A 26,951-nucleotide genomic window follows, 5' to 3' on the forward strand; every position below is an offset into this window, starting at 1 on the left:
TGATAACGCGATGAAAAGAAAACTATTCTGGATTTGTGCAGTGGCTATGGGGATGAGTGCGTTCCCCTCTTTCATGACGCAGGCGACACCGACGACGCAACCACTGATCAATGCTGAGCCAACTGTGCCTGCCCAGGCGGAGCAAAATCCGCGGGTCGGACAGGTGATGCCAGGCGTGCAGGGCGCGGACGCGCCCATCGTGGCGCAGAATGGCCCTTCGCGCGATGTGAAGCTGACCTTTGCGCAAATCGCGCCGCCGCCGGGTAGCATGGTACTGCGTGGCATTAACCCGAACGGCAGCATAGAGTTTGGTATGCGCAGTGATGAAGTAGTGACGAAGGCGATGCTTAACCTTGAATATACGCCGTCGCCATCACTGCTGCCGATACAGTCGCAGTTGAAAGTCTATCTGAACGATGAGTTGATGGGCGTGCTGCCAGTGACCAAAGAGCAGTTGGGTAAAAAGACGTTGGCGCAAATGCCGATTAATCCGCTGTTTATCACCGACTTCAACCGCGTGCGGCTGGAGTTTGTTGGTCATTATCAGGATGTCTGTGAAAACCCGGCCAGCACAACGCTCTGGCTGGATGTTGGACGCAGTAGCGGACTGGATCTGACATATCAATCACTGAATGTGAAAAATGATCTGTCGCACTTCCCGATTCCGTTTTTCGACCCGAGGGATAACCGAGCCAATACGTTGCCGATAGTTTTTGCTGGTGCGCCGGATGTTGGTCTGCAACAGGCTTCGGCGATTGTTGCGTCGTGGTTTGGTTCGCGTTCTGGCTGGCGCGGACAGAACTTCCCGGTACTCTATAATCAGCTTCCGGACCGCAATGCGATTGTCTTTGCGACCAATGACAAGCGACCGGACTTCCTGCGCGATCATCCGGCAGTAAAAGCCCCGGTGATTGAGATGATCAACCATCCGGAGAATCCTTACGTCAAATTGTTGGTGGTCTTTGGGCGTGATGACAAAGATCTATTGCAGGCGGCGAAAGGCATTGCTCAGGGCAATATTTTGTTCCGTGGTGACAGCGTAGTGGTGAACGATGTTAAACCGCTATTGCCACGTAAACCGTACGATGCGCCAAACTGGGTGCGAACCGATCGTCCGGTCACCTTTGGTGAGCTGAAAACCTATGAAGAACAGTTACAGTCCAGCGGGCTGGAGCCGGCAGCGATTAATATCTCGCTGAACTTGCCGCCAGATCTCTACCTGATGCGTAGCACCGGTATCGATATGGATATCAACTATCGCTACACCATGCCGCCGGTGAAAGATAGCTCGCGGATGGATATCAGCTTGAACAACCAGTTCCTGCAATCTTTCAACCTGAGCAGTAAACAGGAGGCGAACCGCCTGCTGCTGCGGATCCCGGTGTTGCAAGGTTTGCTGGATGGTAAAACCGATGTCTCCATCCCGGCGCTGAAACTGGGGGCGACCAACCAGTTGCGTTTCGATTTTGAGTATATGAACCCAATGCCGGGTGGTTCGGTGGATAACTGTATTACCTTCCAACCGGTGCAGAATCACGTCGTGATTGGTGACGACTCTACCATCGACTTCTCGAAGTATTACCACTTCATCCCGATGCCGGATCTGCGCGCGTTTGCTAATGCGGGCTTCCCGTTCAGCCGGATGGCGGATTTGTCGCAAACCATTACCGTGATGCCAAAAGCACCAAACGAAGCGCAGATGGAAACACTGCTTAATACGGTGGGCTTTATTGGTGCACAGACGGGCTTCCCGGCGATCAACCTGACGGTGACCGATGATGGCAGCACCATTCAGGGGAAAGACGCCGATATCATGATAATTGGCGGTATCCCGGACAAGTTAAAAGATGACAAGCAGATCGATCTGCTGGTGCAGGCTACCGAAAGTTGGGTGAAAACGCCGATGCGCCAGACTCCGTTCCCCGGCATTGTACCTGACGAAAACGACCGCGCAGCAGAAACTCAGTCCACGCTGACCTCTTCTGGTGCGATGGCGGCGGTGATTGGCTTCCAGTCACCGTATAACGACCAGCGCAGCGTAATTGCGTTACTGGCGGATAGTCCACGCGGTTACGAGATGCTCAACGATGCGGTGAACGACAGCGGTAAACGCGCCACTATGTTTGGTTCCGTAGCGGTGATTCGCGAGTCCGGTGTTAACAGCCTGCGCGTTGGCGACGTCTATTACGTCGGTCATCTGCCGTGGTTTGAACGTTTATGGTACGCACTGGCGAACCATCCGATTCTGCTGGCGATACTGGCGGCAATCAGCGTGGTGCTGCTGGCATGGGTACTGTGGCGTCTGCTGCGCATCATCAGCCGTCGTCGCCTTAATCCGGATAATGAGTAATCGATGATGAAAGTTTTGCGTAGTGGGATCGTGACGATGCTGCTGTTGGCTGCCTTCAGTGTTCAGGCAGCCTGCAACTGGCCTGCCTGGGAGCAGTTCAAAAAGGATTACATCAGTCAGGAAGGGCGCGTCATTGACCCCAGTGATGCACGCAAAATTACCACCTCTGAAGGGCAAAGCTACGGCATGTTCTTTGCCCTGGCGGCTAATGATCGTGCGACATTTGACAACCTACTTGACTGGACTCAGAACAATCTTGCTCAGGGGTCCTTAAACGAACATTTACCTGCCTGGCTGTGGGGCAAAAAAGAGAACAGCAAGTGGGAAGTGCTGGACAGCAATTCGGCCTCTGATGGTGATATCTGGATGGCCTGGTCGTTGCTTGAGGCGGGGCGATTGTGGAAAGAGCAGCGTTATACCGACATCGGCAGCGCATTGTTAAAACGCATTGCGCAAGAGGAAGTGGTGACGGTGCCGGGGCTGGGGTCCATGCTGTTACCGGGAAAAGTCGGCTTTGCCGAGAATAACAGCTGGCGTTTGAACCCGAGTTATCTACCACCGACGCTGGCGCAGTATTTCACCCGCTTTGGCGCGCCCTGGACTACGCTGCGCGAAACGAATCAACGTTTGCTGCTGGAAACTGCCCCGAAAGGTTTTTCGCCTGACTGGGTGCGTTATGAAAAAGATAAAGGCTGGCAGCTGAAAGCTGAAAAAACGCTGATCAGCAGCTATGACGCCATTCGCGTTTATATGTGGGTCGGCATGATGCCAGATACTGATCCGCAAAAAGCACGGCTGTTAGCGCGTTTTAAACCGATGGCGACATTTACTGAGAAGAACGGCTATCCGCCGGAGAAAGTTGATGTCGCGACGGGTAAAGCGCAGGGGCAAGGGCCGGTAGGTTTTTCTGCGGCTATGTTGCCGTTTCTTCAGGACCGTGACGCGCAGGCTGTACAGCGCCAGCGTGTGGCAGATAACTTTCCTGGCAGCGATGCCTATTACAATTATGTGCTGACCCTGTTCGGACAAGGCTGGGATCAACACCGTTTCCGCTTCTCGACAAAAGGTGAGTTATTACCGGACTGGGGCCAGGAATGCGCAAATTCACACTAAACATCCTCACACTTTCCCTCGGTCTGGCTGTGATGCCGATGGTCGAGGCGGCGCCAACCGCCCAGCAACAGCTACTGGAGCAGGTACGAGTTGGCGAAGCGACTCACCGCGAAGACCTGGTGCAGCAGTCGCTGTATCGTCTGGAACTTATTGATCCGAATAACCCGGACGTCGTTGCTGCCCGTTTTCGCTCTCTGTTACGGCAGGGTGATGTTGATGGGGCGCAAAAACAACTCGACCGATTGTCGCAATTAGCGCCGAGTTCAAACGCTTACAAATCGTCGCGGACGACGATGTTGCTTTCCACGCCGGATGGTCGTCAGGCATTGCAACAAGCACGATTGCAGGCCACCACCGGGCATGCGGAAGAAGCCGTGGCGGGTTACAACAAACTGTTCAACGGGGCGCCGCCGGAAGGTGACATTGCCGTCGAGTACTGGAGTACCGTGGCGAAAATTCCGGCTCGCCGTGGCGAAGCGATTAATCAGCTAAAACGCATCAATGCGGATACGCCGGGCAATACGGGCCTGCAAAACAATCTGGCGCTATTGCTGTTTAGCAGCGATCGCCGTGACGAAGGTTTTGCCGTACTGGAACAGATGGCGAAATCTAACGCCGGTCGTGATGGTGCCTCTAAAATCTGGTACGGGCAGATTAAAGACATGCCTGTCAGCGATGCCAGCGTGCAGGCGCTGAAAAAATATCTCTCAGTATTTAGCGATGGCGACAACGTGGCTGCTGCACAATCGCAACTGGCAGAACAACAAAAACAACTGGCCGATCCTGCTTTCCGTGCCCGTGCGCAAGGTTTAGCGGCGGTGGATTCAGGCATGGCGGGTAAAGCTATCCCCGAGTTGCAACTGGCGGTGCGTGCTAACCCGAAAGACAGTGAAGCGCTGGGGGCGCTGGGCCAGGCGTATTCTCAGAAAGGCGATCGCGCCAATGCGGTGGTGAATCTGGAGAAAGCCCTCGCGCTGGACCCGCACAGCAGCAACAACGACAAATGGAACAGCCTGCTGAAAGTGAACCGTTATTGGCTGGCGATCCAACAGGGCGATGCCGCGCTTAAAGCGAACAATCCTGATCAAGCGGAACGGTTATTCCAGCAGGCGCGCAATGTAGATAATACTGACAGCTATGCGGTGCTGGGGCTGGGTGATGTGGCGATGGCGCGCAAAGATTACCCTGCAGCCGAACGTTATTATCAGCAGACGCTGCGGATGGACAGCGGCAACACCAACGCCGTGCGCGGTCTGGCGAATCTTTATCGCCAGCAATCGCCGGAAAAGGCTGAAGCATTTATTGCCTCGCTCTCTGCCAGCCAGCGGCGCAGCGTTGACGATATTGAACGTAGTCTGCAAAACGACCGTTTGTCACAGCAGGCCGAAGCGCTGGAAAAACAGGGCAAATGGGCGCAAGCAGCAGCACTTCAGCGCCAGCGACTGGCACTGGACCCCGGCAGTGTGTGGATTACTTACCGACTTTCGCAGGATCTCTGGCAGGCCGGACAACGCAGCCAGGCTGATACTCTGATGCGCAATCTGGCGCAGCAGAAGCCGAACGACCCGGAGCAGGTTTACGCCTACGGGCTGTATCTCTCCGGTCATGATCAAGACCGGGCGGCACTGGCGCATATCAACAGCCTGCCGCGCGCGCAGTGGAACAGCAATATTCATGAACTGGTGAACCGACTGCAAAGCGATCAGGTGCTGGAAACAGCCAATCGCCTGCGTGAAAGCGGCAAAGAAGCCGAAGCGGAAGCGATGCTGCGTCAGCAGCCGCCTTCCACACGCATTGATCTCACCCTGGCCGACTGGGCGCAGCAACGGCGCGATTACACCGCCGCCCGCGCGGCTTATCAGAACGTCCTGACGCGCGAGTCGAATAACGTCGACGCCATTCTTGGTCTGACGGAAGTGGATATCGCTGCTGGTGACAAAGCGGCGGCACGTAGCCAGCTGGCGAAACTGCCCGCCACCGATAACGCCTCTCTGAACACTCAGCGGCGCGTGGCGCTGGCGCAGGCGCAGCTTGGCGATACCGCAGCGGCGCAGCAGACATTTAACAAGCTGATCCCGCAGGCAAAATCTCAGCCGCCGTCGATGGAAAGCGCGATGGTACTGCGCGATGGTGCGAAGTTTGAAGCACAGGCGGGCGATCCAAAGCAGGCGCTGGAAACCTACAAAGACGCGATGGTCGCATCAGGTGTGACCACGACGCGTCCGCAGGATAACGACACCTTTACCCGACTGACCCGCAACGACGAGAAAGATGACTGGCTGAAACGCGGCGTACGTAGCGATGCGGCGGACCTCTATCGTCAGCAGGATCTTAACGTCACCCTGGAGCACGACTACTGGGGATCGAGCGGCACTGGCGGATACTCCGATCTGAAAGCGCACACCACCATGTTGCAGGTAGATGCGCCCTATGCGGACGGACGAATGTTCTTCCGCAGCGATTTCGTCAATATGAATGTCGGCAGTTTCTCCACCAACGACGACGGCAAGTGGGACAACAACTGGGGGACCTGTACGTTACAAGATTGTAGCGGCAATCGCAGTCAGTCGGATTCTGGCGCAAGCGTGGCGGTCGGCTGGCGAAATGACGTCTGGAGTTGGGATATTGGCACCACGCCGATGGGCTTCAATGTCGTGGACGTGGTCGGTGGCGTTAGTTACAGCGATGATATCGGGCCGCTTGGCTACACCGTTAACGCCCATCGCCGACCTATTTCCAGTTCATTACTTGCCTTCGGCGGACAGAAAGACTCTCCGAGCAATACCGGGAAAAAATGGGGCGGCGTACGTGCCGATGGTGTGGGGTTAAGTCTGAGCTATGATAAAGGCGAGGCAAACGGCGTCTGGGCATCACTTAGCGGTGATCAGTTAACCGGAAAAAATGTCGAAGATAACTGGCGCGTGCGCTGGATGACGGGCTATTACTATAAAGTCATCAACCAGAATAATCGTCGCGTCACTATCGGCCTGAACAACATGATCTGGCATTACGACAAAGACCTGAGTGGGTACTCACTTGGGCAGGGCGGCTACTACAGCCCGCAGGAATATCTGTCGTTTGCCGTACCGGTGATGTGGCGTGAGCGCACGGAAAACTGGTCATGGGAGCTGGGCGCGTCTGGCTCATGGTCGCACTCGCGCACTAAAACCATGCCGCGTTATCCGCTGATGAACCTGATTCCGAATGACTGGAAAGACGACGCCGCTGACCAGACCAACGGTGGCAGTAGCAGCCAGGGCTTTGGCTATACGGCGCGGGCGTTACTTGAACGACGCGTTACATCCAACTGGTTTGTCGGCACGGCGATTGATATCCAGCAGGCGAAAGATTATGCGCCAAGCCATTTCCTGCTCTACGTACGGTATTCTGCCGCCGGATGGCAGGGCGATATGGATTTACCGCCACAGCCGCTGATACCTTACGCCGACTGGTAAGTTTTCAGATAGCGCCTCTCTTAATGCCGCTGCGATCGGGTATACTCGGGCGGCAGTCTGGGATTTCCGGGGGAGAGATAATTTGCGCGTTAGTCGTTCGTTAACAATCAAGCAGATGGCAATGGTGGCGGCCGTTGTTCTGGTGTTTGTCTTTGTTTTTTGCACCGTTTTGCTGTTCCACCTGGTACAGCAGAATCGCTATAACACGGCTACGCAACTGGAAAGCATTGCTCGTTCTGTCCGCGAACCCTTGTCCTCAGCCATCCTCAAAGGGGATATTCCCCAGGCGGAGGCCATTCTCTCCAGCATCAAACCTGCAGGCGTGGTCAGCCGCGCAGATGTGGTGCTGCCTAACCAGTTCCAGGCGCTGCGTAAAAGTTTTATTCCTGAACGCCCGGTGCCGGTAATGGTTACCCGACTGCTCGAACTACCGGTGCAAATCTCGCTGGGCGTCTACTCGCTGGAGCGCCCGGCAAACCCGCAACCGATTGCCTATCTGGTGTTACAGGCGGATTCCTTCCGCATGTATAAGTTCGTGATGAGTACGCTCTCCACGTTAGTGACCATTTACTTACTTTTGTCGCTCATCCTGACAGTGGCGATTAGCTGGTGTATTAACCGACTGATATTACATCCTTTACGCAATATTGCTCGTGAGCTGAACGCCATTCCACCGCAAGAGATTATCGGCCATCAGCTGGCGCTGCCGCGTCTGCATCAGGACGATGAAATAGGTATGCTGGTGCGCAGTTATAACCTTAACCAGCAACTGTTGCAGCGTCATTATGAAGAGCAGATCGAAAACGCGATGCGCTTCCCGGTGTCGGATTTGCCAAACAAAGCCCTGCTGATGGAGATGCTGGAACAGGTGGTGACGCGTAAACAGACTACTGCGCTGATGATTATCACCTGCGAAACCCTGCGCGACACCGCCGGTGTGCTGAAAGAGGCGCAGCGGGAAATCCTGCTACTTACGCTGGTGGAAAAACTCAAGTCGGTGCTGTCGCCGCGCATGGTTCTCGCGCAGGTCAGTGGCTATGACTTCGCTGTTATCGCCAACGGTGTGCAGGAGCCGTGGCACGCTATTACGTTAGGTCAGCAAGTACTCACTATCATGAGCGAGCGCTTGCCTATTGATCGCATTCAACTGCGCCCACACTGTAACATCGGCGTGGCGATGTTCTATGGCGATATCACCGCCGAACAACTTTATGGTCGTGCTATTTCTGCGGCGTTTACCGCGCGTCATAAAGGGAAGAATCAGATTCAGTTCTATGATCCGCAGCAGATGGAAGCCGCTCAACAGCGGCTGACGGAAGAGAGCGATATCCTTAATGCGCTTGAAAATCATCAATTTGCGATTTGGCTACAACCACAAGTTGAGATGACCAGCGGCAAGTTAGTCAGCGCGGAAGTGTTATTGCGTATCCAGCAACCGGATGGGAGTTGGGACCTACCGGATGGGTTAATTGATCGTATTGAGTCTTGTGGACTGATGGTTACCGTCGGTCACTGGGTGCTGGAAGAGTCATGCCGACTGCTTGCCGCCTGGCAGGAGCGCGGCATTATGCTGCCATTATCGGTGAACATCTCAGCGCTGCAACTGATGCATCCGAATATGGTGGCGGATATGCTGGAACTGCTAACGCGCTATCGTGTTCAGCCAGGAACGCTGATTCTGGAAGTGACAGAAAGCCGACGCATTGATGACCCTCACGCGGCGGTGGCAATCCTTCGTCCGCTGCGCAACGCCGGAGTACAGGTGGCGCTGGATGATTTCGGTATGGGCTATTCAGGGTTGCGTCAGTTGCAGCATATGAAATCTCTCCCGGTGGACGTTTTGAAAATCGACAAAATGTTCATTGATGGGTTACCGGAAGATAGCAGCATGATTGCCGCGATTATCATGTTGGCGAAAAGCCTGAATCTGCAAATCATTGCTGAAGGCGTAGAGACAGAAGCACAACGTGACTGGTTGGCAAAGGCGGGCGTTGGTATTGCCCAGGGCTTCCTCTTTGCACGTCCACTTCCCATTGAAATCTTCGAAGAAAGTTACCTGGAAGAAAAATAGCTACCCCAAACTGATTACAAAACTTTAAAAAGTGCTGGTTTGTGCGAGCCAGCTCAAACTTTTTAACATTTTTGTTTCAATTATGATCCAGGTACATTTCTGTGATGTTGTCTGGGTGTTATTTTAAGGCCGCAGGTACCCCATAACCTTACAAGACCTGTGGTTTTACTAAAGGACACCCTATGAAAACCTCTCTGTTTAAAAGCCTTTACTTTCAGGTCCTGACAGCGATAGCTATTGGTATTCTCCTTGGCCATTTCTACCCTGAAATAGGCGAGCAAATGAAACCGCTTGGCGACGGGTTCGTTAAGCTCATTAAGATGATTATCGCTCCCGTCATCTTTTGTACCGTCGTCACTGGCATTGCGGGCATGGAAAGCATGAAGGCGGTCGGTCGTACCGGCGCAGTCGCACTGCTTTACTTTGAGATAGTCAGTACCATCGCGCTGATTATTGGTCTTATTATCGTTAACGTTGTACAGCCAGGTGCTGGAATGAACGTCGATCCGGCGAGTCTGGATGCGAAAGCGGTAGCCGTTTACGCCGCGCAGGCGAAAGACCAGGGCATTGTCGCCTTCATTATGGATGTCATCCCGGCGAGCGTCATTGGCGCGTTTGCCAGCGGTAACATCCTGCAGGTGCTGCTGTTTGCCGTACTGTTTGGTTTTGCGCTGCACCGTCTGGGCAGCAAAGGCCAGCTGATTTTTAACGTTATCGAAAGTTTCTCGCAGGTCATCTTCGGCATCATCAATATGATCATGCGCCTGGCACCGATTGGGGCGTTTGGGGCGATGGCATTTACCATCGGTAAATACGGCGTCGGAACACTGGTGCAGCTGGGGCAGCTGATTATCTGCTTCTACATCACCTGTATCCTGTTTGTGGTGCTGGTACTGGGTTCAATCGCTAAAGCGACCGGTTTCAGTATCTTCAAATTTATCCGCTACATCCGTGAAGAACTGCTGATTGTGTTGGGAACATCGTCTTCCGAATCGGCGCTGCCACGTATGCTCGACAAGATGGAAAAACTCGGCTGCCGGAAATCGGTGGTGGGGTTGGTCATCCCGACAGGCTACTCGTTTAACCTTGATGGCACATCGATATACCTGACGATGGCGGCGGTATTTATCGCCCAGGCTACCAACAGTCAGATGGATATCTTCCACCAAATCACGCTATTAATCGTGTTGCTGCTTTCTTCTAAAGGGGCGGCAGGGGTAACGGGCAGTGGCTTTATCGTGCTGGCGGCGACGCTTTCAGCCGTAGGCCATTTGCCGGTGGCGGGGCTAGCGCTGATCCTCGGTATCGATCGCTTCATGTCGGAAGCCCGTGCGCTGACTAACCTGGTCGGTAACGGTGTAGCAACCATCGTGGTCGCTAAGTGGGTTAAAGAACTGGACCACAAAAAACTGGACGATGTGCTGAATAATCGTGCGCCAGAAGGCAAAACGCACGAATTATCCTCTTAATCTCACCTCTTATGCCCGCACTCCCTTCCCCGAGTGCGGGTGTTTGCGCATAATTGCCCCCTGTGCCTGAACTTACCACCTGGGTGAGTTCAGGTTTATTTCACTTCTTCCGTGACATTTCCATGTTCTTGCGGTCTAACACGAAGTGTTTTTAACGTTATTCAGACTGACCGATAACGGGCAGTCTTTTATTACCAGGATAGTTGATCAGGGGTTCACATGCAGGGCACAAAAATTCGACTTTTAGCGGGCGGTTTGCTGGTGATGGCCACTGCTGGCTATGTGCAGGCAGATGCGCTCCAGCCTGATCCAGCATGGCAACAGGGGACGCTCTCCAACGGTTTACAGTGGCAAGTGTTGACCACGCCCCAGCGTCCCAGCGATCGTGTTGAAATTCGCCTGCTGGTTAATACTGGTTCGCTCGCCGAAAGTACCCAACAGAGCGGTTATAGTCATGCCATTCCCCGCATCGCGCTGACGCAAAGCGGTGGCCTTGAAGCGGCACAGGCACGTTCATTGTGGCAACAGGGGATCGACCCTAAGCGCCCGATGCCACCGGTGATCGTTTCTTACGACACCACGCTGTTTAATCTTAGTCTGCCAAATAACCGCAACGACTTGCTGAAAGAGGCGCTCTCTTATCTGGCAAATGCCAGTGGCAAACTGACCATTACACCAGAAACCATCAACCACGCGCTGCAAAGTCAGGACATGGTGGCAACCTGGCCTGCCGACACCAAAGAAGGCTGGTGGCGTTATCGCCTGAAGGGATCGACTTTATTAGGTCACGATCCTGCCGATCCGCTGAAACAACCCGTTGAAGCGGAAAAGATTAAAGATTTCTACCAGAAATGGTACACCCCGGATGCAATGACGCTGCTGGTGGTGGGGAACGTTGATGCGCGCTCGGTTGTAGACCAAATCAACAAAACGTTTGGCGAACTGAAAGGCAAACGTGAAACACCGGCTCCGGTGCCGACGCTTTCTCCTCTGCGTGCGGAAGCGGTGAGCATTATGACCGACGCAGTGCGTCAGGATCGGTTATCCATCATGTGGGATACGCCGTGGCAGCCGATTCGTGAATCAGCCGCACTGCTGCGCTACTGGCGTGCGGACCTGGCCCGTGAGGCGCTGTTCTGGCACGTTCAGCAAGCATTAAGCGCCAGTAACAGTAAAGACATTGGTCTTGGATTTGACTGCCGTGTGCTGTATCTGCGTGCGCAGTGTGCCATCAACATCGAGTCACCAAACGACAAGCTGAACAGCAACCTTAATCTGGTGGCGCGTGAGCTGGCGAAAGTTCGTGATAAAGGTCTGCCGGAAGAAGAGTTCAACGCTCTGGTTGCGCAAAAGAAACTGGAGTTGCAGAAATTGTTTGCTGCTTATGCGCGAGCTGATACCGATATTCTGATGGGCCAGCGGATGCGTTCGTTGCAAAATCAGGTTGTCGATATCGCGCCGGAGCAATATCAGAAACTGCGTCAGGATTTCCTCAACAGCCTGACGGTAGAAATGTTAAATCAGGATTTGCGTCAGCAACTGTCGAACGACATGGCGTTAATTCTGTTGCAGCCGAAAGGTGAGCCGGAATTTAACATGAAAGAGTTGCAGGCCGCATGGGATCAAATCATGGCCCCATCGACTGCGGCTGTGACTACATCCGTAGCCACGGATGACGTCCATCCTGAAGTTTCGGATATTCCACCCGCGCAGTAATAAATAACCCGGCAGCGTTTCTTCTACGCTGCCGGGATTAACGGTAATGAATAACGTAGTCTGAATGATATGCGTCAGCAGTTTTCGCCAGTCCGTAAGGAGAGCCTTTCTCATCCCTGTAACGTTATTTCTTCAGATCCTTCTTAAACACTGGTTCAGGACAATCACGACCAAAATGTGCAGCCCAGTCAAAAGCTTTACCGTTTTTCACGTAGCGTTGATAAATTAATGCACCGGTTTCTGGATCAAGATATCTGACCCAACTTGCAGCATGGCATAACACGGCGGCCCATGTCTGGGTTTTGGGGTGAAGTAAATCGGCAGATTGTCCGGCCCATTCCGCAGCCTGCCAGCGGTAATGCAAGAAGTGATTATTTTTGTCAGGTACTGCATTAGCAAAACGACGGTTTTCTTTCTCACTTATCCAGCCGCTATCATTAGTGTAGGAATAAGGTGTGGAATATGCTCCGCTGGTAATAGCATAGTCGGGATACATTTCATAGGCGACGAGTTCGATGCCATTATATCGTAATAATCTTGCCGCCTCGTATTGCGCCTGCGCGCGCTCCTGATTATTGATATTATTATTTTGGCTTTTTTCCATTAAATCTGCCAGTTGCTGCGCCATTTTACGGTAATTTGGAATATCAAAGTAGCTGACGGCTTGCTGATATTGACCATTGCGAATAAACCTTCTGGCCAGTAATGCACGTAATTTTACGTCAGTTGGAATGAGCGTTGGGGGAACGAAGTAACCGCTATATTCTCTGTCATAATCATTTTCAGATGACTGCAAATTAAAGGGTTTTAGCTGTTGGCTGGGCGGTGGTACATTTTTATCAACAAACGTTTTTAACTCCTGTAACGTTAATACACTTTCCCCCACATCAGCTAAATCTGCCCAATAAGTATCTTTGCCTTTATAAAACAGCGTCATTGCTTGCAAGTAATCATCGCGCTTCAACGCCAGAATTGCTTGCTCGCCAGCAATACGACATGATGGCATAATGATCTCATTACCGTGGTAGTAATCACTTTCTGTCATCGGGTTGCCCCACGTTTCATTTTCCGGGAAGAATTTTGCCGCACTGGCATAATAGCGGGTCGCTAAAGGAATATTACCTTCACGCAGCGCCATTTTTGCGTTTAACCATTCGCGGAGGCCGCTTTCTGGCGCATCCTCTAATAAGACTTTCGTTAACGAGTAATCACCATTACGATAAGCTAATGCGGCCAGTCGATCGCTATAAGAAAATCCTTTTATCCGATGGTTCACCAACAAGTTGATCAATTTTTCACGTTGTGTTGTGCAGAAATATTCACTGTTTTCGGTAATGCACCCATCCTGGCTATACCCTCTGTCGTGACGAATAAAAAGCTCTGCGATGACCAGTTTCTGAACTATGGGATCATCAATAATATTTTCTAAAAGGGCGAAATTTTTTTCATTTGTCAGATACAGTGCAATTCTGCGTAATGAGATTTTACCTACGGGGGAACCTTGTGCGGCCTGTTGCGCATAATATGTGATGGCTCCATTCATATCTGCTTTATTCAGCCGGTAAAAACCTAACTGCCCCAAGCTGGCGAGAGAGAGTTGTTCGGGGTCTGGCTCACCATTGCGAACTTCTTCTATAATTTGTTGATAAAGTTTAATCCCCTTTATGGATTCCTCACTATGATACGCGCCAGTATTATAAGCTAACTCGTCATTTTCACCTGAATCGAATATTTTACGGGCCTGGGTATACATTGCCTTCAGCCGCCATTCACCTTGTTCGCTTTTGGGTAAGGCTAATAATTTATCGAACCAGGGGCTGTCATAGATGAAGTGATAAAAGTCTATGGCTCCCAGATAATAGAGTCGTTCTGCTGTAGGTAGTTTTGTCTTCAGTTTCTCTGCTATCTCTTGTAGACGTTTTTCGCGAGTGTAATGCTGATAATCGGTATCCTTTTGCGTTTCTCTGTACTGATAATAGTCCTCTAAATCGTTTGGTTCGATCTCTGGCTGCCATAAAGGTAAACGAGGATCGCGTTCGACTAAATGGCGAGCTTCATATATGAAACTGCCATTAGGCATTTCTGTTAATGTGTGTTGTCGATCATGCAAAAGTGAGTTCGGCGCATAAGGCCCGCAAGCATAAGCGTTCTCGCAAATGAGCGTGAATAACACAACGCTGGCAATCCGCGATATCTCATGGCGTAACATTAAACTCTCCTTGTAGTTTTTGATTGCATCGCGCCCATCCCAGCGGACTGCTTTCTCCGGCGCGCAGTTGCCTGGCGCTTCCTCTCACAAAATTCAGGCTGGATGGCCCGGGTTGCACCTGATAGTGGCTGGCTCCATCAGCGAATAGACAATCTGCATTGGGCAGAATTATTTGTTTCGGCAACGGCGCATCAATTTCGCCGCTGTTTTTAATAGCCAGATCAAAAAGCTGTTCGTCTGCATGTTGAGCAATAATTAACGACCAGCGTGGGGCCAGCGGTTGATGCTGAATCACGGCTTCCAGCGTCGTCAGTGACCAGGCGCGGCGATCGCCTGCTAGCGGTAGCCGAAACCATACCAACCCCTGTAATCCATGCGGTGGTTGCTGTTCTAAATATTGAATGAAATCGGCAATGATTTGCGGTGGTACACTTAATTCACGCATCTCTTCGGCAACGTATAACGGAGCTTCACTCTCGACGCGATTATCACTGGTGAGCGCAGAACCGTAAGCGGGCAATGCGATGAAAAAAGGATGCGTGGTTTGTCTGGCATATTGCTTTACCCAACGCTGCGCCAGACTGGCATCTAACAGGCCTTTTTCGGGCGAAAGCACGTTATGTACCTGTAAAACCGAAGTGTCCGCAATGCGCAATAATCGGGCGAGATGTGGTGATTCAAGCCAGGTCGGTAGGGCGGTAACGCTAAGTTTTATATTTGCAGGAAGCGTCTGATGTAACGCACTAAGAAGTGTCAGATATTCCGGCAATTTTGCTGTTGGCGCGTCATAATCAATTTCCACACCTGCCAGCGTAATACCTGCCTTTTGCCACTCACGTAGGGTCTGTTGAATATGCTGGATAACTTGCTGGTTATTAAACCGTGTAAGCTGGCCATCGAGTCGCGCGACCAGCCAGACCGGGCGACCATCTTGCTTAATAAGTGAAGTATTAACCGTAAAGTGTCGGATGCCTTCTTGCGGGTGAAATTGCATCCCAAGTATGCGTAGCGTAGAGAAAAGTGGGCGGCTTCGTTTTAGTGCCTCGTTATGTTCTGCTGTCCAGACGCGTTGCCAGATATAGACTTGCTGATCAAAGCGAAGCAGTTGTGAAGGGGTAAATAAAATATGCAGCCCGTAGCCCAGGCCGATCAGAAGAAGTGAAGCTGCAAAAATCCTTTTGCAAGATGGCATATTGTTACGGCATTACGATTATCAACAGGCTGATAGTGTACCGCTGTAACTATTAACGGAGAACGAATATCTATCCGTTCTCCGTCAAAAACCATTATTCCGGCATTGCTTCACGCGGGATAATCGCGCCGCGATACTGAATAACGGTACTTGCAGTCAAATGCCCACGTTTCGCGGCATCTTCCGCACTACCGCCTGTCAGACGTACCGCCAGATAACCGGCGCTGAAAGAGTCGCCAGCTGCGGTGGTATCGATCACTTTTTCTTTCGGCAGTTTCACCGCTGGAACATCAACTAACGCTTCACCTGCAATGGACACCAGGCATGAATCAGCCCCGCGTTTCACCACAACTTCATTCACGCCCGCTTTATGGGTGCGCGCAATGACGTCTTCCACCGGTTGTTGACCCCACAGCGCGTCTTCGTCGTCCAGCGTCAGGAAGGCGATATCCGTGCATTCCAGCATTTGCTGATACACCTGCTGCGTCTCTTCTTTGCTGGCCCATAGGCGCGGACGGTAGTTATTGTCGAAAATCACTTTTCCGCCATTGGCGCGGCATTCGCGCAGCAGGGAAAGCAGTTTTTCGCGGCTGGTTGGGCTTAAAATCGCCAGGCTAATCCCGCTAAGGTAGAGATAATCGAATTTCGCCAGCTCTGCGCAAATCGCCGCTGACTGCTCGCTTTCCAGCCAGAATTTGGCCGCGGCTTCGTTACGCCAGTAGTAGAACGTACGTTCGCCAGTGTCATCGGTTTCAATGTAGTAAAGGCCCGGCAGGCGGTTTTCCATCCGTTGGGTCAGGGAAGTATCAACGTTCTCGCCGTGCCAGGCGTCCAACATCTGCTGACTAAAACTGTCCGTTCCCAGCGCCGTCACGTAATGAACGGTTAATGCCGCAGGATCGACCTGACGGGCGATATAGACGGAGGTGTTCAGGGTATCGCCGCCGAAACCGCGCTTAACGTCTGCGCCTTTCTCGGAAAGCTCAATCATGCATTCGCCAATCACGGCAATCTTTTTGGACATAGTCGTGAACCTGATCTGTAAAAAAATTAGCGTTAGTTTGCGCTGTGGTGGTTTGTTGGTCAACTATATTAAAACACTGTTCCATTATTTTTTTGAGCCAGAACGTATTCCTGGAAGATTTCGCCGCAGGACGGGCAAATTTAGCCGCTTAGGGCGGTAAAGTTCTGGCGTTGCGCGCCGATAACATTTGTCGAGTCCGGGCAGCATCACTTTTAAACACAGGACATCTTCGATGATAAGGCAGGTTATTCAGCGAATAAGCCATCCTGAAGCAAGTATCGAAAGCTTGCAGGAACGACGCTTTTGGTTGCAGTGTGAACGTGCTTACACCTGGCAACCGATTTACCAGACATCCGGTCGGTTGATGGCCGTAGAGCTATTAACGGTCGTTACTCATCCCGAGGATCCTTCGCAACGACTGCCGCCGGATCGTTATTTTGCTGAAATCACCATCAGACATCGTATGGATGTGGTGAAAGAACAGATTGATTTGCTGGCGCAAAAAGCCGTGTTCTTTGTTGAGCATGGCCTGCTGGCATCGGTTAATATCGATGGTCCGACACTTCTCGCCCTACGTCAGCAGCCGGAAATTTTGCGTCAGATTGACCGCCTTCCCTGGCTGCGTTTTGAACTGGTAGAACATATCCGCCTGCCAAAAGATTCAACCTTTGCCTCGATGTGCGAATTTGGTCCGCTATGGCTTGATGATTTTGGCACTGGGATGGCAAATTTCTCCGCGCTCAGTGAAGTCCGTTATGACTACATTAAAATCGCTCGCGAACTGTTTGTGATGCTGCGCCAGTCGCCGGAAGGCCGCACGCTCTTTTCGCAGCTTTTACATCTAATGAATCGCTATTGTCGCGGGGTGATCGTCGAAGGCGTGGAAACGCCGGAAGAGTGGCGCGATGTACAGAACTCGCCCGCATTCGCCGCACAAGGCTGGTTTCTTTCGCGTCCGGCACCGATAGAAACGCTGGATACGGTGGCTCTGGTGGTGTAGCCGCCTCATTTTCCGCCTGGCTGGACTATCTTTAGGACTGGCCCAGGAAGAATATGAGGAAGCGAACTATGAGCAAGGCAGGCAAAATAACCGCCGCGATTTCAGGTGCTTTCTTGTTGTTGCTCGTCGTGGCGATCATTTTGATTGCGACTTTTGACTGGAATCGACTCAAACCGACCATCAACCAGAAAGTCTCTGCGGAGCTGAATCGCCCGTTCGCTATTCGTGGCGATCTGGGCGTGGTATGGGAGCGGAAAAAACAGGAAACCGGCTGGCGCAGCTGGGTGCCGTGGCCCCATGTACACGCGGAAGACATCATTCTCGGCAACCCGCCAGACATTCCCGAAGTCACAATGGTGCATCTGCCACGGGTAGAAGCAACGCTGGCCCCTCTGGCGCTGCTGACCAAAACGGTCTGGCTACCGTGGATCAAACTGGAAAAGCCCGACGCACGCCTGATTCGCCTCTCAGAAAAGAATAACAACTGGACGTTTAATCTCGCCAGCGATGACAACAAAGACGCGAATGCAAAGCCGTCGGCGTGGTCGTTTCGGCTGGATAATATTCTGTTCGATCAAGGGCGGATCGCCATTGATGACAAAATCAGCAAAGCGGATCTGGAAATTTTTGTCGATCCATTAGGCAAGCCGTTACCGTTCAGTGAAGTCAGTGGATCGAAAGGTAAGAACGAGAAAGAAAAGGTGGGCGATTATGTTTTTGGCCTGAAGGCGCAGGGACGTTATAACGGCGAACCGCTCACGGGCACGGGAAAAATTGGCGGCATGCTGGCGCTGCGTGGCGAAGGGACGCCGTTTCCGGTACAGGCTGATTTCCGCTCTGGTAACACCCGTGTTGCTTTTGGTGGCGTCGTGAATGACCCAATGAAAATGGGCGGCGTCGATTTACGGCTTAAATTTTCCGGCGATTCGCTGGGCGATCTCTATGAACTGACGGGCGTTCTGCTGCCTGATACCCCACCGTTTGAAACCGATGGTCGGCTGGTAGCGAAAATCGATACGGAAAAATCGTCGGTCTTTGATTATCGTGGCTTTAACGGGCGTATTGGCGATAGCGATATTCACGGTTCTCTGGTCTACACCACCGGTAAGCCACGGCCAAAACTGGAAGGTGACGTCGAGTCGCGCCAATTGCGGCTGGCAGATTTAGGGCCGTTAATTGGCGTTGATTCCGGTAAAGGGGCGGAAAAGTCGAAACGGTCTGAACAGAAGAAGGGCGAAAAAAGCGTTCAGCCTGCGGGCAAAGTGCTGCCGTATGACCGCTTCGAAACCGATAAATGGGACGTCATGGATGCCGATGTTCGATTCAAAGGCCGTCGTATTGAGCATGGCAGCAGTCTGCCGATTAGCGATCTTTCTACCCATATCATCCTCAAAAACGCTGACCTACGCCTGCAACCGCTGAAATTTGGCATGGCGGGCGGCAGCATTGCGGCGAATATTCATCTGGAAGGCGATAAAAAGCCGATGCAAGGGCGGGCAGATATTCAGGCTCGTCGACTGAAACTGAAAGAACTGATGCCGGATGTGGAATTGATGCAGAAGACGCTGGGGGAAATGAACGGTGATGCGGAACTACGCGGTAGCGGTAACTCAGTGGCGGCGCTTTTGGGGAACAGTAACGGTAACCTGAAACTGTTGATGAATGACGGGCTGGTGAGCCGCAACCTGATGGAGATTGTTGGGCTGAATGTCGGCAACTACATTGTCGGTGCGATTTTCGGTGATGATGAGGTGCGGGTGAACTGCGCGGCAGCAAATCTGAATATTGCCAATGGCGTGGCGCGTCCGCAGATTTTTGCTTTTGATACTGAGAACGCGTTGATTAATGTTACCGGCACGGCAAGTTTTGCTTCGGAACAGCTGGATTTGACTATTGATCCGGAGAGTAAAGGGATTCGGATTATCACACTGCGTTCGCCGCTGTATGTGCGTGGGACGTTTAAAAATCCGCAGGCTGGGGTGAAAGCCGGGCCGCTGATTGCCCGAGGTGCCGTTGCGGCGGCACTGGCAACGCTGGTGACGCCAGCTGCGGCCTTGCTGGCGCTGATCTCGCCTTCCGAAGGGGAGGCTAATCAGTGCCGGACAATTTTGTCGCAGATGAAGAAGTGATGGAAATTGCCGGATATCTGGCATCCGGCAATTAAACAGATTTAGATTGTTGGCAAAGTGCGCTTTGTTCATGCCCGATAAGCGTAGCGCATCAGGCTTTTCACTCTTATTACAACGACTGATGTCGCGTCTCATGCGTCAGCAGCAGGGCGATTAACGTCAAGCCAGCCATTGCTGCCAGATATAACCCCACCGCACCTAACCCGTAGTTAGTTTGCAACCAGGCCGCGATATACGGCGCAACGGAAGCCCCGAGAATCGACGATACGTTGTAAGAGAATGATGCTCCGGTGTAACGCACTTCTGTCGGGAACAGCTCTGGTAACAGCGCGCCCATCGGCCCGAAGGTCAGCCCCATCAGGCTTAACCCCAGCAGCAGGAAAGCAAAAACCAGAATAGGATTGCCAGAACCGAGCAGTGGATTAAAGGCGAACAGCGCGAACAGGATGATTAGCGTCGTGATGATCACCATGCTTTTACGCCGCCCAAAGGCATCGGCCAGCAATCCGGCTACTGGTACCATCACGCCAAAACCAATAACTGCCATCATCAGCATCCACAGCACTTCATTGCGCGGCAGGCCAAGCCCAATTGGCGCGGCGGCGGTACTAAAGGTCATTGAGTAGACAGTCATGATGTAAAACAGCGTGTAGGTTGCCAGCATGATAAAGGTGCCGAGTACCGTGACGCGCACGTGTTTGGTCAGCAGTGTACCCAGCGGGATCTTCACCTGCTTTTTCGCTTTAGCGACTTTTTCAAACACCGGCGACTCATGCAGCGACACGCGAACATACAGGCCGATAATGACCAGCACCGCCGAGAAGATAAACGGCACGCGCCAGCCCCAGCTCATAAACTGCTCATCGGTCAGCAGCCAGGAAAGCAGCAGAAAAGTGCCGTTAGCAAAGAAGAAGCCAATCGGTGCGCCCAGCTGTGGGAAGGAGCCGTACAGCGCACGTTTACGCGGTGGTGCGTTCTCGGTTGCCAACAGCGCTGCGCCACCCCATTCACCGCCTAATCCCAGACCTTGACCAAATCGAGCCAGTGCCAGCAGCAGCGGGGCGAAAATACCAATCGTGGCGTAGCCCGGCAGCAGACCAATCACCACTGTTGAAATCCCCATCGTTAGCAACGAGGCGACCAGCGTCGCTTTACGCCCAACGCGATCGCCGAAATGACCAAATACGGCAGAACCGATTGGGCGTGCGACGAAAGCGATGGCGAAGGTGGCGAGCGATTGTAGCGTCGCTGCCGCCGGATCGCCCTGCGGGAAGAAGATATGCGGGAACACAATAACGGCCGCAGTGGCGTAAATGTAGAAGTCGAAGAACTCAATGGCCGTGCCAATGAGGGAGGCGACAAGGACTTTATTACGTGAGTTTATCGGCTTGTATTCTTGCTCGTTGTCGAGTGTTGTGGCTGTTGCTTGCATAATCTTTTCTTATTTTTTGGCGAACGAATAGCCATATTACGCACAGCAAAAGTGATATTTCAATGTGTAACAAATCGCGGAAAAGGTTAAAAACCAGGCAAAAAGCGGATAATGTTTAGACTAGTGATTTTTCTTCTATGAAATGCTTCACACAATTTCATAAATGGTGGATAAAACTGGTTTCAGGTTAAATAAAAGTTACCAACTGGATTTATATGCTGGGTTTATGAGTTGATGTGAAATTGTTGGCTCCCGAAGAGATGGCTGAAGAGGTCCAGGGGAAGAGTTTCAGGTGGTTATGTGCGCATCATAGCCGGATGCGATGCTGGTGCATCTTATCCGGCCTACGGGGAGCCAGGTTGAATAAATTCGTAGGCCGAATAAGGCGTTTACGCCGCATCCGACCTATTTTAATGCTGCGTTTTCCCCGGCATTCGCGGGTCGTCTTTGTATTCGGCGGTGGCAATCCACGCCGCGCAAAACAACGTCAGACGGGCAAAGAAGTAAAAAAACGCCATCAGCCCCAGCACGGAACCAAATGCCGCGCCAGACGGGGATTTCATCAACGACGGCAGGGTATACGTCATCACGATTTTAATGACTTCAAAACCAATAGCCGCGATGAATGTTCCACGAATCAGCGCCTTTTTACGCGGGCGATGACGCGGAAGACGCCAGAAGATCCAGAAGAAAAGCAGATAGTTAGCGAAGATAGAAATCGCCATGCCAATCAACCGCCACGTCGGTTTCAGCCACTCAATACTGTTAAGGTGCAGGGCGCTAATAATCATTTGCTGCGCCGAACCGGCAACCGAGGTTATTGAAAGCGTGACAATCAGCGCAATCAATAAACCAATTAGCGAAATAAAATCACGCAGATACTTAACCCAAAACTTCTCCTGATCTTGCGGTGAACGTTCCCAAACATCACGCGATTGAGCGCGAATTGCTTCACGCAAATTTCCCATCCAGTTGATCCCGGAATAAAGCGCCACCGCCAGGCCGACAAGCCCTACGGTCGTTCGCTGCTGAACGGCGGTGTTGATGGTATTTTTCAATGTGGCCGCCAGCGTCGGATCGCTGATGTTTTGCAGAATTTTGTCGAAGATATCCTGCAGCAGCATCGGGTGGGAGGCCAGCACAAAGCCCCCTGCGGCAAACGACACCATCAAAATCGGGATCATCGATAAAAACGAGAAATAAGTGATTGCCGCGCCAAACTGGTTACCCAGCCGATCATTGAAGCGTTCTGTTGCGCGTATCAGGTGCGCGATGATTGGTTGACGTTGGACTTTCCCGGCAGTGGTGGTAACGGTTTCCAACGCCTGACTGACTTTGCTGCCTTTATCGCTATTATCCAGATGTTTAATTTGCTCGTGCTCCAGATCCTGGGTGGGACGTTTGATCTCGTTTTCCTGCGTCATCCGCTCTTTAGTCCTTCTGTCGTTGTCTGTCTTAAAAAGTATAGTCGGTCAGTCCAGGTGCTCTTTTATTACGCCAGCCAGCCACTGCATAAACAGATTTACACGGCGGGAAAGCTCCCGACGCTGGGGATAAACCAGAGAAATGGATAGCGGCTCGGCGCGGTAGTTGGGCAACACTTCAATAAGCCGCCCGGCGCGTAGGGCTTCGCGTACGGCGACGCGGGGGATTTGAATGATACCCAGACCCGCCAGGCCGGCGGCGAGATAGGTTTCGCTACTGTTTACCGTCAACATGCCGCCGGACTTAAACCACTGGACGCCATTACTGGTGGCAACCTCAAAACCTAATGGATGCGCGCCCAAATGCGGCGTGTAATGCACCACTGCGTGCGAAGTCAGATCGTCCACACTTTGTGGATAACCAAAACGCGTCAGATAGTGCGGGCTGGCACAGTTGACCATTGTCAGTCTGCCGAGGGGGCGGGTAATAATACCCTCGTCGGGCAACGAGCCCGTGCGCATCACGCAATCATAGCCATCACGAAGAATATCAATCGCCCGGTCACTGCTACTTAATTCCAGTTCAATCCCTGGGTATTGATGAAGAAATTCTGGCAGGCGCGGCAGCAACAGGTTTTTCGCAATTCCGAGCGGGATATCGACGCGTAATTTGCCGCTGATGCTGGTGGTATCCTGCTGAAACAGGCCGTCCAGTTCGTTGAGATTACTCAACACATCTTTCGCTCGTTGGTAATAGGTCATGCCGTCGGGGGTAAGTTTGACCCGCCGCGTAGTGCGATGTAGCAACTGGGTGCCAAGCTGATGTTCCAGTGCCTGTATCTGGCGCGAAACACTTCCCTTTGGCAAAGCAAAGAAATCCGCTGCACGGGAAAAACTTTCCAGCTCTGCGACCTTAATGAACAACTGCATTGCGTGAATTTTATCCATTTCTTTGACCGATTGTTGTTCACAGCGAAACAGTAACGCGCATATCGCATTATTTATTGTTTTTTCTAGCATCTAATGCAAAGTTTCACAATGTAGTAATGATTAATACCGGTGTTTTTTAGAAGGAAATGACTGATAAGCTTCACTGGAAAGGAAAATTAACGCTTGAAGGACTGTCTTTTCAGCAATTTCCTGCAAAATAGTAAATGCAGTATTGGCTTTTCGTGCGCAATTTAATCATTTTGCGGTCAGGTATTTAGCCAGCTCTCGCGAAAATCACAGTTTATTTGAATGCCTGTCAGACGAAGATATAAGGATTTCCTCAAAAATGTTTTAAATAATGCCCTCGACATGTAATTTCAGGCTGTCAGCTGTAACTATTTATATCGGTAACTATTTTCCACATTGCATATCTGTAGAATGGCCACCGCCAAATGGCGAATTCTTATTTTGCCTCTCGGGTAATACCCTTCCCCTACTTAAGAGTTTTAACGTATCCAGGTGGAGATTCAGTAATGCATATAATCATGTTTGACAGGCAGTCAATATTTATTCACGGAATGAAAATCAGCTTACAGCAGCGTATTCCAGGAGTGAGTATTCAGGGCGTCGATCAGGCAGATGAACTGTGGCAAAAACTGGAAAGCTCCCCTGAAGCCTTAGTCATGCTTGATGGCGATCAGGATGGTGAGTTTTGCTACTGGTTACTGCAAAAAACCGTAGTGCAATTTCCTGATGTTAAAGTGTTGATAACGGCGACAGATTGCAGCAAACGATGGTTACAGGAAGTTATCCATTTTAACGTGATGGCAATTGTACCGCGTGATTCAGCCGTCGAGACGTTTGCATTGGCGGTAAATAGCGCGGCAATGGGAATGATGTTTCTGCCCGGAGACTGGCGAACGACACCGGAAAAAGACACAAAAGACCTCAAATCGCTAAGCGCCCGCCAACGGGAAATTTTAACTATGCTGGCGGCAGGTGAATCAAATAAAGAGATCGGCAGGGCGTTAAATATCAGTACCGGAACGGTTAAAGCGCATCTGGAATCGCTTTATCGCCGTCTGGAAGTGAAAAACCGCACTCAGGCGGCGATGATGTTAAATATCGCCTCCTGAAGAGGATAGTTTTATAGCCAGCAGGTTGTTAGTGGCTGGCTGTTAAAATATTACGGTTCGCCGTACAAACCTATCAGGCGCCGTACCACACCGTTGGTCCAGCCAAATCCATCCTGCAACGGATATTCGCCCCCGCCGCCCTCACGGGGAATGCCATCGGCAATATGGTATTTCTCGATCAGTTTGTGATGTTCCAGGTAAAACTGGTTCACTGTCTTCAGCCAGCTACGCGCGATTTCATCACCCAGATAGTCATCGCCGTACATTTTAAATCCCTGAATCGCCATCCACTGCAATGGCGCCCAGCCGTTGGGTTTATCCCACTGTTCTCCGGTTTCGTACTCGCTCGCCAGAATCCCACCCGGCGTTAGTAAACGGCTACGTACGGCGTTTGCCAGGCGGTCTGCCTGTTCGTGATTCGCCATGCCCACGTATAACGGCACAATAGCGGCAGCGGAAAAGAGGGCTAACTGCTCGCGCCGCCAGTCGTAATCGCGGTAGATGCCGTTTTCATCATCCCAGAGATAACGGTTAACTGCATCGCGGCGGGCGCTGGCTTTCTGGCGGAACAGCGTTTCTGTCTCTTTCTCACCTTTCAGCGCCGAGATGTTGGCAATGGCGCTCTCCAGTTTAAACAGGAAAGCATTAAGGTCGATGGGGATGAATTGGGTAGTGCGAATGCTTGCCAGACGGCCCGCGTCACGTAGCCAGCGTGATGAGTAATCCCAGCCAGAAGCGGCACCTGCGCGTAAATCGCGATACACCTCGTTAGGCGGGCGACCGGAGTGTTTCGCGGTTTCCACATCTTCCAGCCAGGATTCATCGCGCGGCGTGTCGCGGTCATCCCAATAACGGTTGAGCAGGGCGCCGTCCGGCATCCGCACCACATGGCGATAGGCCTGATTCGGAATCAGTGATTCTGCGCCGTCCATCCAGAAGGCATATTCCATTTTTAGATGATCAAGGTAGCGGCGTGCACCGCGCACACCATCTTCTTCAAATAGCTCCACCATCAACGCAAAAACCGGTGGCTGCGAGCGGCTCAAATAATAGGTGCGGTTGCCGTTGGGGATGTGGCCATAGTTTTCTATCATCCAGGCGAAGTTGTCGGCCATGCATTTCAGTAAATCCTCACGCCCGCTCTCTGCCAGCCCCAGCATGGTGAAATAGGAATCCCAGTAGTAGGTTTCGCTAAAACGGCCCCCCGGGACAATGTACGATTGCGGTAGCGCCAGCAGGGAAGACCAGGGAATATGATCCTGGGGTTCGCGGGTTAACACCGGCCATAGTTGGTCGATATGCTCTTTCAGTGAGTTTTGCGGGTCCGATACATACTCGCTGGAGTAGACTTCCGGCTGCCAGAAGTGCTTTTCAACAAACTGGCGTAAGTCGAAATCGCGATGACGGCGCACTTTACGATAGCGGATTAAGATATCCAGCGGGTCCATTTTGGGGGCGCAGTCAGGGAAGGTTTTGCTGTCAGGGAAAATTTTCGCCGACTGGACATGCTCGAACAGTTCGAGATAACGATCGGCAGGGGTCAGCGCATCAGAGGCGGGTAGCCCCTCAATCATCTCGGGTTCTGGCTCTGCCTCCATCATCTCATCCAGTTTTAATTCATACGGATCCAGCTCATAGCAGAGATCGACTTCGATCATCCGTTCATCTGGATTAAGGTTTTGAATTTTCTGATTGAGCATAAGGATCCGACCTCCGAAATTCGTCTCTAATTATCGGGCTTTCCTTTAAGAGTAGTCATTCGCTACGGTCGATGGGGGATGAAGTGTGCGGAAGATCACGTTTATTAATGTGTCAAAAAACATAACCCATTAATATACAAAGAAAATGAGTGATAAACGTTTTTTTGCAAAATTTCATTTTCGGAACATTCACGCTACTCCATGATAAAAGCAGGTGTATCGCTGTTATTACAAATAAGAGTAGCGGTAGTCAGTGTAAGAATGCAGAAGGAAGTAAACTCTTTTTGATCATTAAAATAAATAACAGGAATTCCTTAAATATATATTTAAAATTAATCTGGTGTTTTCTGGTGTAAATATTATTGGTGTTAGTTTGTTATATAGATAAATCAATTTCATGCTTAGGATTTTGTTATTTAAATTATACCTGTAACCCCTTGCGTCCATTCCAGATAAATCCTACTTTTTTATTGCCTTCAAATAAATTTAAGGAGTTCGAAATGGACCAGAAGCTGTTAACGGATTTCCGCTCAGAACTACTCGACTCGCGTTTTGGCGCGAAGGCAATTTCTACTATCGCGGAATCTAAACATTTTCCGCT

The 26,951-nt window shown here is 51.6% G+C and carries 17 protein-coding genes; 10 read left to right on the top strand and 7 right to left on the bottom strand.

Going from position 1 to position 26,951, the window contains the following annotated elements; all coding sequences use genetic code 11:
• Positions 1–10: 10 nt before the first annotated feature.
• From bcsB to FEK42_RS18025, 6 genes are all read left to right on the top strand, one after another.
• Positions 11–2,350, top strand: coding sequence for a cellulose biosynthesis cyclic di-GMP-binding regulatory protein BcsB (gene bcsB, locus FEK42_RS18000; protein ID WP_135493106.1), 2,340 nt, complete (start codon positions 11–13; stop codon positions 2,348–2,350).
• Positions 2,351–2,356: 6 nt separating this feature from the next.
• Entirely contained in the window at positions 2,357–3,463 is a 1,107-nt protein-coding gene (gene bcsZ, locus FEK42_RS18005) for a cellulose synthase complex periplasmic endoglucanase BcsZ (RefSeq protein WP_135493143.1), read from the top strand.
• Positions 3,445–6,918 carry a cellulose synthase complex outer membrane protein BcsC gene (gene bcsC / locus FEK42_RS18010; RefSeq protein ID WP_135493105.1) on the top strand — a complete coding sequence of 1,158 codons (3,474 nt, stop codon included), beginning with the start codon at positions 3,445–3,447 and terminating at the stop codon, positions 6,916–6,918. Before bcsZ ends, bcsC begins: the two co-directional genes overlap by 19 nt.
• An 82-nt stretch (positions 6,919–7,000) precedes the next feature.
• Entirely contained in the window at positions 7,001–8,989 is a 1,989-nt protein-coding gene (gene hmsP / locus FEK42_RS18015; RefSeq protein ID WP_130210114.1) for a biofilm formation regulator HmsP, read from the top strand.
• A gap of 182 nt (positions 8,990–9,171) precedes the next feature.
• On the top strand, positions 9,172–10,458 hold the full coding sequence (gene dctA, locus FEK42_RS18020; protein ID WP_130210116.1) for a C4-dicarboxylate transporter DctC: 1,287 nt from the start codon (positions 9,172–9,174) through the stop codon (positions 10,456–10,458).
• A gap of 219 nt (positions 10,459–10,677) precedes the next feature.
• The gene (locus FEK42_RS18025; protein ID WP_130210118.1) at positions 10,678–12,174 is read left to right on the top strand and encodes a pitrilysin family protein; all 1,497 of its coding nucleotides are present in this window, start codon (positions 10,678–10,680) and stop codon (positions 12,172–12,174) included.
• Positions 12,175–12,298: 124 nt separating this feature from the next.
• On the opposite strand, the gene FEK42_RS18030 is transcribed toward FEK42_RS18025, so the two are convergent.
• The 3 genes from FEK42_RS18030 to kdgK form a co-directional block, all read right to left on the bottom strand.
• Positions 12,299–14,383 (bottom strand): hypothetical protein, encoded by a 2,085-nt coding sequence (locus tag FEK42_RS18030; RefSeq protein WP_130259064.1) that lies wholly within the window; start codon positions 14,381–14,383, stop codon positions 12,299–12,301.
• The gene (locus FEK42_RS18035) at positions 14,370–15,575 is read right to left on the bottom strand and encodes a DUF3142 domain-containing protein (protein WP_135493104.1); all 1,206 of its coding nucleotides are present in this window, start codon (positions 15,573–15,575) and stop codon (positions 14,370–14,372) included. Before FEK42_RS18035 ends, FEK42_RS18030 begins: the two co-directional genes overlap by 14 nt.
• A gap of 94 nt (positions 15,576–15,669) precedes the next feature.
• Positions 15,670–16,599 (bottom strand): 2-dehydro-3-deoxygluconokinase, encoded by a 930-nt coding sequence (kdgK, locus tag FEK42_RS18040; protein WP_135493103.1) that lies wholly within the window; start codon positions 16,597–16,599, stop codon positions 15,670–15,672.
• A 232-nt stretch (positions 16,600–16,831) separates the two neighbouring features.
• Between kdgK and pdeH the strand changes: the two genes are divergently transcribed.
• Both pdeH and FEK42_RS18050 read left to right on the top strand, forming a co-directional pair.
• Positions 16,832–17,599 carry a cyclic-guanylate-specific phosphodiesterase gene (pdeH, locus tag FEK42_RS18045; protein ID WP_130210126.1) on the top strand — a complete coding sequence of 256 codons (768 nt, stop codon included), beginning with the start codon at positions 16,832–16,834 and terminating at the stop codon, positions 17,597–17,599.
• 68 nt (positions 17,600–17,667) lie between these two features.
• Entirely contained in the window at positions 17,668–19,728 is a 2,061-nt protein-coding gene (locus FEK42_RS18050; RefSeq protein WP_135493102.1) for an AsmA family protein, read from the top strand.
• 109 nt (positions 19,729–19,837) lie between these two features.
• Here FEK42_RS18050 and FEK42_RS18055 read toward each other — a convergent pair whose 3' ends face one another.
• From FEK42_RS18055 to FEK42_RS18065, 3 genes are all read right to left on the bottom strand, one after another.
• On the bottom strand, positions 19,838–21,160 hold the full coding sequence (locus FEK42_RS18055) for an MFS transporter (RefSeq protein WP_130216306.1): 1,323 nt from the start codon (positions 21,158–21,160) through the stop codon (positions 19,838–19,840).
• A gap of 410 nt (positions 21,161–21,570) precedes the next feature.
• On the bottom strand, positions 21,571–22,584 hold the full coding sequence (yhjD, locus tag FEK42_RS18060) for an inner membrane protein YhjD (protein WP_130210132.1): 1,014 nt from the start codon (positions 22,582–22,584) through the stop codon (positions 21,571–21,573).
• A 48-nt stretch (positions 22,585–22,632) separates the two neighbouring features.
• Entirely contained in the window at positions 22,633–23,532 is a 900-nt protein-coding gene (locus FEK42_RS18065) for a LysR family transcriptional regulator (RefSeq protein ID WP_205712938.1), read from the bottom strand.
• 515 nt (positions 23,533–24,047) lie between these two features.
• Here FEK42_RS18065 and FEK42_RS18070 point away from each other — a divergent pair.
• On the top strand, positions 24,048–24,650 hold the full coding sequence (locus FEK42_RS18070; RefSeq protein ID WP_064527789.1) for a response regulator transcription factor: 603 nt from the start codon (positions 24,048–24,050) through the stop codon (positions 24,648–24,650).
• Between the two features lie 50 nt (positions 24,651–24,700).
• Here FEK42_RS18070 and FEK42_RS18075 read toward each other — a convergent pair whose 3' ends face one another.
• Positions 24,701–26,350 (bottom strand): alpha,alpha-trehalase, encoded by a 1,650-nt coding sequence (locus FEK42_RS18075; protein ID WP_130210136.1) that lies wholly within the window; start codon positions 26,348–26,350, stop codon positions 24,701–24,703.
• Positions 26,351–26,850: 500 nt separating this feature from the next.
• On the opposite strand from FEK42_RS18075, the gene FEK42_RS23080 reads away from it, so the two are divergent.
• On the top strand, positions 26,851–26,951 hold a 101-nt coding region (locus FEK42_RS23080; RefSeq protein ID WP_240730969.1), incomplete at its 3' end, for a hypothetical protein.

It is taken from the genome of Escherichia sp. E2748, from assembly GCF_005781125.1.
Taxonomy (GTDB): Bacteria; Pseudomonadota; Gammaproteobacteria; order Enterobacterales; family Enterobacteriaceae; genus Escherichia.